Consider the following 12,093-nt stretch of genomic DNA (forward strand, 5'->3'; position numbering starts at 1 on the left):
TCGTTCGACTTGCATGTGTTAAGCACGCCGCCAGCGTTCGTCCTGAGCCAGGATCAAACTCTCCGTGAATGTATGCCGGTCATCCGGCGAAACACACACGAGAGCGGAACAGTCGGGCGGAATAAGCCCGGCTGTTCACAGCGTCCTCGCTGTGCGCCTGCCAAGTGTTACCCCGGCAGGACTTTTTCAAAGGAACCTCCACCCACCACATAATGCGGTGGACGGGGTATCAACATATCTGGCGTTGATTTTTGGCACGCTGTTGAGTTCTCAAGGAACGGACGCTTCCTTCGTACTCACCCGAGAGACTCTCTCGTGGCTTTCCTCCGGGCGCTTCCCTTCGGTGTTTCCAAACTCTATCAGTGATTTTCCGTCTCTCTGACCACGGTCCTGCGGACATGCAGAACCAGACCCCGAGATAGGATCCGACAAGTTGGATGCTGCCGGGCAAGGACGCTTGGTCGCGTCACTCGGCCTCAAGCAGGTGTACGACTCTACATGCGGCCGCGGAGCACGTGCAAATCGTTTGTGCTGTGCTCTACGTTCGCCAACCGGGTCCTCTCGTGCGGAACCGGCACTTCATATGACTTACGCTGCTGAGCAGTGCGCCGTCCAGGACAGGGCAGCGACGGCCCATCTGAATCTCCGCCCCTGGGAGGCTTCCCATGACCACCGTGACGTCCCCTCTTGCAGGACGCACCATCGGACTCACAGCTGTACCTGATCCGGTCTTCTCCGGAGCCATGGTGGGCCCCGGCACCGCGATCGACCCCGTCCGGGAGGCCTCTGCGGCCGTCGCACCCGTCGACGGCGTTGTTGTCTCGCTCCACCCTCACGCCTTCGTCGTGGTCGACGATGAAGGGCATGGAGTGCTGACGCACCTCGGTATCGACACCGTTCAGCTCAACGGTGAGGGCTTCGAGCTGCTCGTCAACAAGGGCGACACCGTGCAGCGCGGCCAGTCCGTGGTGCGCTGGGACCCGGCTGCCGTCGAGGCCGCCGGCAAGTCCCCCATCTGCCCCATCGTGGCACTCGAGGCCACAGCTGAGTCCCTCTCCGACGTCAGCGTTGACGGAGACGTGAAGGCTGGCGACTCTCTCTTCAGCTGGCACTGACTCCCTGCCGTCATGAACAGCAGGTACGACAACCATCGCGGCGGCGGGACGCGCCGCTCTATCGGAGACGGGTGACATGGAGACAACGCTGCGAGGCGTCGGCGTGAGCCACGGTGTGGCGATCGGCGAGGTTCGGCACATGGGAACGGCGGTGCTGGAGCCGCCTGCCAAGCAGATACCGACGGAGGACGCGGAGCGCGAACAGGGGCGCGCCCGCAAGGCCGTCGAAGCCGTTGCGGCCGACCTGATGGCACGCGGCAATCTGGCGGGCGGCGAGGCCCAGGCCGTTCTCGAGGCCCAGGCCATGATGGCCCAGGACCCGGAGCTGATGGCCGATGTCGAGCGGCGTATCGCGGTCGGGAGCACGGCGGAGCGCGGGGTGTACGACGCGTTCGCCGCATATCGCGCACTGCTGGCCAACGCCGGTGAGTACCTCGCCGGACGTGTGGCGGACCTCGACGACGTACGGAACCGCATCGTCGCCCGGCTCCTCGGGGTGCCGATGCCGGGTGTGCCGGACAGCGACGAGCCGTATGTCCTCATCGCTCGTGACCTGGCGCCCGCCGACACCGCTCTGCTGGACCCGACGCTGGTCCTCGGTTTTGTCACCGAGGAGGGTGGGCCGACCAGCCACAGCGCGATCCTGGCTCGGGCGCTCGGTGTGCCCGCCGTGGTGGCGCTGCCGGGCGCGGGTGAGCTTGCCGAGGGCACCTTGGTCGCCGTGGACGGCAGTACCGGTGAGATCTTCGTGAACCCGAGTGCGGAGAAGAAGGCCGAGATGGAGGCGGCGGCCGCGGCGCGCAGGGCCGCGCTGGCCGCCACGACCGGGCCCGGTGCCACATCTGACGGGCACAAGGTGCCCCTGCTGGCGAACGTGGGTGGTCCCGCGGACGTTCCTGCGGCGGTCGAGGCCGGTGCCGAGGGCGTGGGTCTGTTCCGTACCGAGTTCCTCTTCCTTGACGACAGCAAGAACGCGCCGTCCGAGGAGAAGCAGGTCGAGGCGTATCGCAAGGTGCTCGAGGCCTTCCCCGAGGGGCGGGTCGTGGTGCGGGTGCTCGATGCGGGCGCCGACAAGCCGCTCGACTTCCTGACGCCGGCCGACGAACCGAACCCGGCGCTTGGCGTGCGCGGGCTGCGCTCGCTGCTCGACCACCCCGATGTGCTGCGGACGCAGCTGACGGCGCTCGCGAAGGCTTCCGAGGGGCTGCCGGTCTACCTCGAGGTGATGGCTCCGATGGTCGCGGACCGTGCCGACGCCAAGGCGTTCGCCGACGCGTGCCGTGAGGCGGGGCTGCAGGCGAAGTTCGGTGCCATGGTCGAGATTCCGTCGGCCGCCCTGCGGGCGCGGTCGATCCTCCAGGAGGTCGAGTTCCTGTCGCTGGGGACCAACGACCTCGCGCAGTACACCTTCGCCGCCGACCGCCAGGTGGGTGCCGTGTCCCGGTTGCAGGATCCGTGGCAGCCCGCGCTGCTCGACCTGGTCGCGCTGTCCGCCGAGGCGGCCAAGGCCGAGGGCAAGAGCTGTGGTGTCTGTGGCGAGGCCGCTTCGGACCCGCTGCTCGCGTGTGTGCTGACCGGTCTGGGTGTCACCTCTCTCTCCATGGGTGCCGCGTCGATTCCTTATGTTCGCGCGACGCTGGCCAAGTACACGCTGGCGCAGTGCGAGCGTGCGGCGGCAGCAGCGCGTGCCTGCGACAGCGCCGAGGAAGCGCGCACGGCGGCCCAGGCGGTGCTGTCCGGCGAGTAGCCATCTGTGCCGTGCACCGTGGTCGAGGGGCGCTCCGCCTGAGGGTGGGGCGCCCCTCGTGCGTTCAGTGCGTGTGCCGTGTCGTGGGCCCGTCCTCTCCCAGGTCCGGTGGTGCGCAGTAGTCGACGCCCGACTCGGGGGAGACGAGGTCGCCGGATTCGACGTCGGTGCAGTAGGCGTCGAAGACCTCGCCGGCGGTGAGGGGTTCCAGGCCTTCGCCGCGCAGGCGCCAGCCGTAGACCCGGTCGGTCGAATCGGGAGTGCCGGAGCGCATCACCAGACCACCCGGGCTCTGGGTGGCGATGCCCAGTGCGAGGACGGTGGTGAATTCGAGGGCCTCGGCCTCGTCCAGGTGGGGTGTTCCGTGCTGGTCGTCGTCGGCCCTGAGGACCGCTACGAGTGTCTCGGGCTCCGTGGAGACGCTGCACACGAGGTGGCGCTCGCCCGGGCCGGAGGCGTCGAGGATGCGGGCGAGCAGGTCCGAGGCGCGCACGAAGGCGGCTCGGCCGATGTCCTCGCCGCAGGACGCACAGGTGCCGATGCGGGACAGCAGCGTCGTCGCGTACTCCCAGGTGGCCTGTCGGACGGCTTCGTCGATGAGGTTCGGGACGAGGTGGTCGAGGGGCTGGCCCTCGTACGGGACGGTCGCGCCTGTCGCGGCGAGTTCCGCCGTGAAGCGGGTGCGGCTGGACGGGGTGTCGGGTTCCAGGCCGTGTTCGGCGCAGAATTCCGCATACTCCTCGGGGTCGAAGAGTGCCACCGTGGTGTGGCTGCCCTGGGAGGCGAGGGTTCGGAGCAGGGCTTCCACCTGCTGGAGGTAGCTCGCGTGGTTGTCGAAGGTGAAGGTGCGGTAGCGCCGCCGCATCGCGGTGAAGTCCTGCTCGTCGGTCAACAGGCCGATGGTTCCGGCGATTTCGCGGCGCAGGACGCGTCGCATGGTCTGGTGCTGGGTGTGTGCCATTTTTCCCCCTGCGTGCAGTCGATCAATGCTCACTCACAGTAATCGGCGGCACTGACAACGCCCCTCGGACGTGGGGGGGGGAGCACGCCCGAGACGGCGCTGGAAACCGGGGTTGGTCAGGCGCGCTTGCGGGCCAGCTCCTCGTAGAAGCTGAGCAGGTCGAGATTGTCGATGGAGCCGGGGTTGACCGCCTTCTCCAGGGGGGTGCCCTGGAGGAGCCGTTTGACCGGGACCTCGATGCGCTTGCCGGTGAGGGTGTGCGGGACTCCGGGTACCTCGATGACCTCGTCGGGGATGTGGCGAGGAGAGAGCTGTTCGCGGATGGTCTGCTTGATGCGGCTCAGGAGGGCGTCGTCGAGTACGGCTCCTGGAGCGAGGTGGACGAAGAGGGGCATCCAGTAGCCGCCGTCGGGCTGTTCGATGCCGATGACGAGGGACTCCCGGATCTCCGGCAGCCGCTCGACGGCTTCGTAGATGTCGGCCGAACCCATGCGGACGCCCTGGCGGTTGAGGGTGGAGTCCGAGCGGCCGTGGATGACGACGGAGCCGCGTGAGGTGACGGTGATCCAGTCGCCGTGACGCCACACTCCGGGGTACGTGTCGAAGTAGCTGTCGTGGTAGCGGCTGCCGTCGGGGTCGTTCCAGAAGCGGATGGGCATCGACGGCATGGGGTTGGTGACGACGAGTTCGCCGACCTCGTCGATGAGGGGTTCACCGCTCGGGTCCCAGGACTGGAGGTCGGTGCCGAGGCCGGGTGCCTGGAGTTCGCCCATGTAGACCGGGAGGGTGGGCACGGCTCCGGCGAAGCAGGAGCACACGTCGGTGCCGCCGCTGACGGAGGCGATCCACAGGCCGTCGCGCACCTCGTCGTGCAGCCAGCGGAATCCGTCGGGCGGCAGGGGCGAGCCGGTGGTGGCGACGCACTGGACGCGGGAGAGGTCGAAGTCGCGGGAGGGGTGGACGCCCGCCTTCCGGCAGGCCATGACGTATGCCGCTGACGTACCGAAGAGGGTGGCGCCGGTGCGTTCGGCGATGCGCCACTGGGCACCGGTGTCCGGGAAGCCGGGGCTGCCGTCGTACAGGACGATCGTGGTGCCCGTCAGGAGGCCGGAGACGAGGAAGTTCCACATCATCCAGCCGGTGGAGGTGTACCAGAAGAAGCGGTCCTCGGGGCCCAGGTCGCAGTGGAGGCCGAGTTGCTTGAGGTGTTCGACGAGGATGCCGCCCTGGGACTGGACGATGGCCTTGGGGAGGCCGGTCGTGCCGGAGGAGTAGAGGACCCACAGGGGATGGTCGAAAGGGACCTCTTCGTAGACGGGCGTTACGTCCGCGGATGTGAGGGCCGACCATTCCAGGGCGCCCTCGGGGGCCTCGGTGCCGAGCAGCGGGATGTGGACGACGGCGCGCAGGGTGGGCAGTTCGCGGCGCAGTTCGGCGACGGTGTCGCGGCGGTCGTGCTCCTTGCCGCCGTAGCGGTAGCCGTCGACGGTGAACAGCACGACGGGTTCGACCTGCTGGAAGCGGTCGAGGACGCTGCGGGCGCCGAAGTCGGGGGCGCAGGACGTCCAGACGCCGCCGACGGCCGCGGTGGCGAGGAGGGCGACCACGGCCTGGGGCACGTTCGGGAGGTAGCCGCTGACGCGGTCCCCCGGGCGTACGCCGAGGGCTCGGAGTTCGGCGGCCAGGGAGCCGACCTGGCGGCGCAGTTCGGACCAGCTGACCGGGGTCGATTCGTGGGTCTCGTCGACATGGAGGAGGGCCGGTTCGTCCGCTCGGGTGTCGGCGGCTCGCAGGGCGTGCTCGGCGTAGTTGAGGGTGGCTCCGGGGAACCACTGGGCGCCGGGCATCGATCGGTCGCCCAGCACGCGCGCGTAGGGGGTCGAGAACCGTACGTCGAACCACTCGGTGACGGCTTTCCAGAACGTGTCCAGTTCGTCCACGGACCAGCGGTGCAGCGCGGCGTAGCCACCCTCGGCGGGGGCTCCGTGGTGCTCGGCCGCCCAGGTCTGGAATCGGGTGATCTGTGCCTGGGCGATGCGGCCCGGGTCGGGGTGCCAGAGCGGCGAGGGGTTCGCTGAGGTCATGGGGCGGCTCCCGGACTGTGCGCGTCGTGTGCGTGTACCGCGCACGGGCTGGGGTGTGCGCGTCACGCGGCTGACACGGACGATGCCATGTGATCGACTTCCGCACCAGGGCGAGCCCCACATAGTCCAGCTCGTGAAGATGTGGTCCTGCCACGGGTGAACGGAAGTTGAACGACTCACTCATCGGCCGTTTCGAGTGGCAGGCTGAGCAGCATGGACGGTCGTGACCTGGTGCGTTCGATGAAGACGGTCGGTTCGGCGGGGGCGGCCCAGGGGCTGCGTACGGTGCGGGCCGCGTGGCGCAGGAGGCGCGCCGACGCCTCGGGGCTGCCACCGCGGGGCGCCGAGCGGGCGCGGGTTCCCGGGCCGGTGCTGAGTGTCGAGCCGGGTCCCGGTGGCGGCGTCGTCCGGTTCACCCGGTCGGAGCTGCGGATCACCGTCACGGCCGGCGGAGCCGTCTTCTGGGGCTGGGACGGAGCACGCCCCGAGCCGTCGTACGCGCTCGCGGGACCCTCTCCCGAACCGGACCCCCGGGCCGTGCTGGAGCCGGACAAGGACGGCGCCTGGCGGGTCGTGGCGGAGCGGATGACGGTCGTCGTGTCGCGGCACGGGGCCGTGGAGGTGCGTACGCCGGGCGGGGTGACCCTGCGGCGGGATCTGCCGCCGCGGTGGTGGGAGCCGGTCGGCGGTGGGGAGGCGCGCTGGATGCAGCGGTCCGAAGTGGCCGCGGACGCGCGGTTCTTCGGGCTGGGTGGGCGCGCGTCGGGGCCCCGGCTGCGCGACGGAACGTATCGGCTGTGGAACGCGGACCCGGGGCACGCCTTCGGGCCCGGCGACGATCCGCTGTACATCACCATGCCGGTGCAGATGGTGGTGGCCGACGCGGCCACCCACCTGGTGTTCCACGACAGCACGTGGGACGGCGGTGTGACGCTGCGCGAGGGCGAGGAGGGTGCCGGGTCCGGGCACGACCGGGCCGGGACGAGCGAACTCCGGATGGACGGCGGGCCCCTGCGCTGCTGGGTGATGGTGGGCAATCCCGCGCGCGTGCTGCACGCCTGGGCGTCTCTGACCGGAGCCGCCGCGCTGCCGCCGGCCTGGGCCCTGGGGCACCATCACGCGCGGTGGGGCTTCGGGAGCGAGGAGGAGGTGCGGCGGATCATCGGCGGCTATCACGAGCGCGGGCTGCCGCTGGAGGCCGTGCACCTCGACATCGACCACTTCGACGCGCATCAGGTGTTCACCGTCGACCGGGACCGCTTCCCGAAGCTGCCGGTGCTCGCCGAGGAGCTGCGCCGGGACGGGATCCGGCTGGTGTCGATCGTGGATCCGGCGGTGAAGGCCGAGCCCGGTAACGCCGTGTACGACAGTGGGACCTCCGAGGAGGCCTTCGTGCGGGATGCCGCCGGGCAGCCGGTGCGTGGTGTGGTCTGGCCGGGCGAGGTGGTCTATCCGGACTTCACGCGCGCGCGTACGCGCCGGTGGTGGGGCGGTCTCTACGAGGAGCGGCTCTCCCAGGGGTTCGCGGGTTTCTGGCACGACATGAACGAGCCGGTGTCGTTCGCCGCCTTCGGGGAGTCGACGCTGCCCCGTTCGGCGCGGCACGACATAGAGGGTCGCGGCGGTGACCATCGCGAGGCGCACAACGTGTACGCGCTCGGCATGGCGCGGGCAGGCTACGAGGGCCTGCGCGAACTGATGCCCCAGGAGCGGCCGTTCCTGTTCTCGCGCTCCGGGTGGGCCGGAATGCAGCGCTACGGAGGGACCTGGTCCGGGGACGTGGCCACCGGATGGCCCGGTCTGCGGGCGTCCCTGTCGCTGGTGATGGGCCTCGGGCTGTGCGGCGTGCCGTATTCGGGTCCCGATGTGGGCGGCTTCGACGGGAGCCCCTCCCCCGAGCTGTATCTGAGGTGGTTCCAGCTGGGGGCGTACCTGCCGCTGTTCCGTACGCACTCGAGTCTGCGGGCGGGGCGCAGGGAGCCCTGGGAGTTCGGTGACGACGTTCTCGGGCACGCGCGCGTGGCGCTCGTCGAACGGCGGCGGCTGCTGCCGTACTTCATGACGCTGGCGCATCTGGCGCGCCGTACGGGTGCGCCCTATGTGCGGCCGGTGTGGTGGGGCGTGCCGGAGGACAGGGCGCTGCGGGACTGCGAGGACGCCTTCCTGCTGGGTGACTGTCTTCTGGTGGCGCCGGTGCTCGACCCGGGGGCCGATCGGCGTGCGGTGCAGCTGCCACGGGGGCGCTGGTACGACACGGTGACCGAGGAGGCGTACGAAGGGCCCGCACAGGTGCTGATCGACGCCCCCTTGTCGCGGATTCCGGTACTCGCCCGTGCGGGGGCCGTCCTGCCGGTGCGTGGCGAGGACGGCGGTCTGGAGCTGGAGGTGTGGGCGCCCGCCCGCGGGCGGACCGGGGGCGGGCTGGTGGTGGCGGACTCGGGCGACGGCTGGGAGGAGCCGGAGATCGAGCGCTATGTGACGCGTCGGAAGGGCAAGCGGGTGATCGTCGAGCGGTACGGGGAGGACGGCCGCAGTGAACCGTCACTGCCCGTTCGGGTGCGGGGGCTCGGAGCGTTGTGACACGCCCCTGAGAGGGGCCCACAGCCCTCGGCGGGGGGGGGGGCCCCCCCGGGGGGGGGGGGCCCGCGGGGGGGGGGGGGGGGTGCGGAGGCCACCCGCCGGGGCCCGGTGGGGGGGCCCGCCCGGCCCGTTTACAACCCCCCCGCGGGGCCCCCCCCCCCCCCCGGGCCGCAATAACCCCCCCCCCGCCCCCCCCCCCGCCGAGGGCGTGTGAAGAGCACTCAGACGTACCGGCCCTCGAACCACGCCTTCGCCGCCAGGGTGTGCAGCGGGAAGGCGAGTTCGGTCGCCCTGCGCAACAGTTGCCAGCCCTCGGTCTCGTCGGTCGCGACGGACGGCGGCAGGTCGGCCACCGGTCGCTCCGGGAGGGCTCCGAAGAGCAGGAGGTGGCCGTCGGGGGAGCTCAGCGCGTCGACGAGCCGTACGTCGCGGCCGGCCGCGGCGATGCCCGTCTCCTCCTTGAGTTCACGGACGACGGCCTGCCGCCAGTCCTCCCGTTGGTCGATGAACCCTCCGGGCAGGGCGATACCCCCGCGCGCGGGAGCGATGGTGCGGGTGATGACGACCAGGGCCGCACCCTTGGTGTCGTACACGGGTTGCAGGGCCACCGCGACCGGAGTGGGGTTGCGGTAGGCCACGGTGCGACAGGAGGAGCAGGTGCGGGGCCAGCCGGAAACGCCCTCTCCGTAGGGCGTGCCGCAGCTCGAACAGTGGGAGTCCGGCGCGGAGTTGGCGGACGGGATCTGGGTTGGAGACACGCCCGGGACTGTATCCGATCATCACAAGGACGTCTGCGCGGGCCGCCTCAGTGAGACTGGACAAGGGATTTCGTCGACACCGGGAAGTCGAAGTAGGTGTCGGGGTACAGCTCGGGCTTGTACGTGAAGTGCCACCACTCCTCGGCCAGGTTCACGAAGCCGAGGCCTTCGAGGGTGTCCTTCAGGAGCAGCCTGTTGGCGCGCTGCTGTCCCTGGATGCGCGGGTCGAGGGTGTGGGACAGGGTGTCGAAGCAGTCGTAACCGGTGCCCATGTCCACGGAGTTGTCCGGGAAACGCTCATCCTGGGGTGCGAAACAGGGCACGAGGGGCTCTCCGGGGACGTACGGGCGGGTCGGCACCGCCGGGAGCCTCACGAGGGTGAGGTCCATGGTCGAGCCGCGGCTGTGGCCGGACTTCTCCGCGATGTAACCGTCCTCGAACAGACGGGTCTTGTCGACGTTCGGGTAGAACTCGGCCTTCATGGCCTGGTCTTCGAGATCCTTGGCCCAGCGGACGAAGTGGTCCACGGACCGCTGGGGCCGGTAGCAGTCGTACACCTTCAGGGAGTAGCCCTGACCCAACAGCCGCCGCTGGGCCTGGTGGAGGGCCTCGGCGGCGGGCCTGGTGAGGATGCAGAGGGGCTGCCGGTAGCCGTCGATGCGCTCGCCCACGAAGTTGTGCGGGGTGAAGTAGCGGATCTCCTGGATGATCGTGGGGTCCACGGATCTCAGGGCCACGAAGTCGGCGGGGGCCTTCGGCTCGGTCGTCGCCCGGGCCGTCGCGGAGGCCGCGGTGACGGCCAGCAGCACGGCGAGGACGGTGACGAGGGCGCGTACCGCCATGGAGAGTCGTGTCATGTCCCTGCGTCTATCAGGTGCGGGTTCCCTGAGGGAAGAGATCGAATACAGTCCACGCCCGATCGGGCGACCCGATACGGCCGGTGCGGAAGGCGACCCTCGTGGCTCCACGAGTACTCAGGGATGAGGAACGGCCGGAACCACCCCCGTGGGCCCCGGCCGTCCCTACCGATACTCCGACGCTCAGGAGGCCTGATCGGTTCTCCCGTGACGACCCGTCTTTGTACTCCGTGATGCACTCGGACGCCCTGCCCAATCGACCGCGCCCGTGTCACACTTCTGACGTTCCGTCAGATCCAGTGGGATCCAGTGTCGTGGAGGGATCTTGTCGCGCACCCGTACACCCGTGGTCACCGGCTGGTTCACCGGCGAGGGAGAGGAGTTCCGGCTCCTCGGCACGCGCTGCTCGGCCTGCGCGTCGGTGTTCTTCCCCCGTGAGGACTCCTTCTGCCGCAATCCGGCCTGCCCCGGCGGCGATCTGGCGGAGGTTCCGCTGTCGCGGCGTGGCCGCGTGTGGTCGTACACCGACAGCCGGTACCGGCCGCCGTCACCGTATGTGTCCGACCCGGAACTCGAATGGCGGCCGTACGCGTTGATCGCTGTGGAACTGGAATCCGAACGGCTCGTCGTGCTGGGACAGACCGTTCCCGGGGTCACCGTCGCCGACCTGGCGGTGGGCATGGAGGTGGAGGTCGTGCCGGGCGTACTGAACGAGGACGCGGAGACGACCTGGACGACGTGGCACTGGCGGCCGACGGGGGTGACGGCGTGACGGGGGAAGTGGCGGTGCTCGGCGCGGGCATGCACCCCTGGGGCAAGTGGGGGCGCGGCTTCGTGGAGTACGGGACGGTGGCGGCACGCGCGGCGCTCGCCGACGCGGAGGTCGACTGGCGGGACGTCGGCTCGATCGTCGGCGCGGACACGGTCCGTGGCGGATACCCGGGGTATGTGGCGGGGGCGACGTTCGCCAAGGCGCTGGGCTGGCAGGGCGCCCGCGTCGCGAGCGTCTACGCGGCGTGCGCGTCGGGGGCGCAGGCCGTCAACACCGCGCGGGCGCAGATCCTTTCGGGTCTCGCGGACGTGGTTCTGGTGGTCGGCGCGGACGCGGCGCCGAAGGGGTTCTTCCGGCCTGCGGGCGGGGACCGGGCCGACGATCCGGACTGGCTGCGGTTCCGGGTCCTGGGGGCGACGAATCCGACGTACTTCGGGCTGTACGCGCGGCGGCGGATGGCCGTCCACGGGGACACGCTGGAGGACTTCGCGCAGGTCAAGGTGAAGAACGCGGCTCTGGGGGCGCTGAATCCCAACGCCCGCTACCGCAAGCGGGTCACGGCCGAGGAGGTCGCCGCCTCGGCCGTCGTGGCCGATCCGCTGAGGCTGCTCGACATCTGCGCGACCTCGGACGGGGCGGCGGCGCTCGTGCTGTCCAGCATGGAGTTCGCACGCCGCCACGGGGCGGCGGACCCGGTGCGGATCCGAGCGGTGTCCACGGTGACGCCGCGCTATCCCAGCACCGTGCTCGACCTTCCCGACATCGCGACGGACTCCGCGGTCGCGGCGGAGCCGGCCGCCGACACGTTCCGCGCGTCGATCGCGCGGGCCGCGTACGAGGAGGCGGGCGTCGGCCCTGAGGATCTCTCGCTCGCGGAGGTCTACGACCTGTCCACGGCCCTGGAGTTGCAGTGGTACGAGGACCTGGGGCTGTGCGGCGAGGGCGAGGCGGCCAAGCTGCTGCGGGAGGGCGCGACGGCTCCGGGAGGACGAATACCGGTGAACGTCAGCGGCGGACTCGCCTCCTTCGGAGAGGCCGTTCCGGCGCAGGCCATCGCCCAGGTCTGCGAGCTCACCTGGCAGTTGCGAGGTGCGGCGGGTGACCGGCAGGTGGCGGGCGCGCGGGTGGGGATCACCGCGAACCAGGGGCTGTTCGGGCACGGGTCGTCCGTGATCGCCGTCAGGTGAGGAGACCCGGCCTGTCGGCGGGGGTCGTCCGC

At 70.3% G+C, this 12,093-nt stretch carries 9 protein-coding genes and 1 rRNA gene; 5 read left to right on the top strand and 5 right to left on the bottom strand.

Translation table 11 applies throughout. The annotated features are described in order from the left end of the window. Positions 1–69: ribosomal RNA gene (locus tag ACIBEI_RS38200) — 16S ribosomal RNA — on the bottom strand; the annotation flags it as partial. Positions 70–665: 596 nt separating this feature from the next. Between ACIBEI_RS38200 and ACIBEI_RS38205 the strand changes: the two genes are divergently transcribed. Beyond that, on the top strand, positions 666–1,115 hold the full coding sequence (locus ACIBEI_RS38205) for a PTS glucose transporter subunit IIA (RefSeq protein ID WP_398895125.1): 450 nt from the start codon (positions 666–668) through the stop codon (positions 1,113–1,115). Between the two features lie 76 nt (positions 1,116–1,191). Then, positions 1,192–2,862 (top strand): phosphoenolpyruvate--protein phosphotransferase, encoded by a 1,671-nt coding sequence (ptsP, locus tag ACIBEI_RS38210; RefSeq protein WP_269652972.1) that lies wholly within the window; start codon positions 1,192–1,194, stop codon positions 2,860–2,862. A gap of 64 nt (positions 2,863–2,926) precedes the next feature. Here ptsP and ACIBEI_RS38215 read toward each other — a convergent pair whose 3' ends face one another. Beyond that, positions 2,927–3,823 carry a hypothetical protein gene (locus tag ACIBEI_RS38215; RefSeq protein ID WP_398895126.1) on the bottom strand — a complete coding sequence of 299 codons (897 nt, stop codon included), beginning with the start codon at positions 3,821–3,823 and terminating at the stop codon, positions 2,927–2,929. Positions 3,824–3,939: 116 nt separating this feature from the next. Beyond that, complete coding sequence (locus ACIBEI_RS38220) at positions 3,940–5,907, bottom strand: acetoacetate--CoA ligase (protein ID WP_398895127.1); 1,968 nt, start codon at positions 5,905–5,907, stop codon at positions 3,940–3,942. A gap of 213 nt (positions 5,908–6,120) precedes the next feature. Here ACIBEI_RS38220 and ACIBEI_RS38225 point away from each other — a divergent pair, with 213 nt between their 5' ends. After that, complete coding sequence (locus ACIBEI_RS38225) at positions 6,121–8,487, top strand: TIM-barrel domain-containing protein (RefSeq protein WP_398895128.1); 2,367 nt, start codon at positions 6,121–6,123, stop codon at positions 8,485–8,487. A 221-nt stretch (positions 8,488–8,708) separates the two neighbouring features. Here the strand turns inward: ACIBEI_RS38225 and ACIBEI_RS38230 are convergent, their stop codons facing one another. Beyond that, positions 8,709–9,245: an NUDIX domain-containing protein gene (locus ACIBEI_RS38230; protein WP_398895129.1), complete on the bottom strand. Its 537-nt coding sequence runs from the start codon at positions 9,243–9,245 to the stop codon at positions 8,709–8,711. A gap of 47 nt (positions 9,246–9,292) precedes the next feature. Continuing rightward, positions 9,293–10,102, bottom strand: coding sequence for a M15 family metallopeptidase (locus tag ACIBEI_RS38235; protein ID WP_398895130.1), 810 nt, complete (start codon positions 10,100–10,102; stop codon positions 9,293–9,295). A gap of 346 nt (positions 10,103–10,448) precedes the next feature. Between ACIBEI_RS38235 and ACIBEI_RS38240 the strand changes: the two genes are divergently transcribed. Next, entirely contained in the window at positions 10,449–10,874 is a 426-nt protein-coding gene (locus tag ACIBEI_RS38240; RefSeq protein ID WP_398895249.1) for a Zn-ribbon domain-containing OB-fold protein, read from the top strand. After that, positions 10,871–12,061: a lipid-transfer protein gene (locus ACIBEI_RS38245; RefSeq protein ID WP_398895131.1), complete on the top strand. Its 1,191-nt coding sequence runs from the start codon at positions 10,871–10,873 to the stop codon at positions 12,059–12,061. Before ACIBEI_RS38240 ends, ACIBEI_RS38245 begins: the two co-directional genes overlap by 4 nt. Positions 12,062–12,093 lie beyond the last annotated feature (32 nt).

Origin of the sequence: Streptomyces sp. NPDC050988 (genome assembly GCF_044456225.1) — a bacterium.
In the GTDB taxonomy this organism is placed as follows: domain Bacteria; phylum Actinomycetota; class Actinomycetes; order Streptomycetales; family Streptomycetaceae; genus Streptomyces.

Coding starts and splice junctions, on each gene's coding strand:
- ACIBEI_RS38205 (WP_398895125.1), top strand. CDS start 666: ATGACCACCGTGACGTCCCCTCTTGCAGGACGCACCATCGGACTCACA.
- ptsP (WP_269652972.1), top strand. CDS start 1,192: ATGGAGACAACGCTGCGAGGCGTCGGCGTGAGCCACGGTGTGGCGATC.
- ACIBEI_RS38215 (WP_398895126.1), bottom strand. CDS start 3,823: ATGGCACACACCCAGCACCAGACCATGCGACGCGTCCTGCGCCGCGAA.
- ACIBEI_RS38220 (WP_398895127.1), bottom strand. CDS start 5,907: ATGACCTCAGCGAACCCCTCGCCGCTCTGGCACCCCGACCCGGGCCGC.
- ACIBEI_RS38225 (WP_398895128.1), top strand. CDS start 6,121: ATGGACGGTCGTGACCTGGTGCGTTCGATGAAGACGGTCGGTTCGGCG.
- ACIBEI_RS38235 (WP_398895130.1), bottom strand. CDS start 10,102: ATGACACGACTCTCCATGGCGGTACGCGCCCTCGTCACCGTCCTCGCC.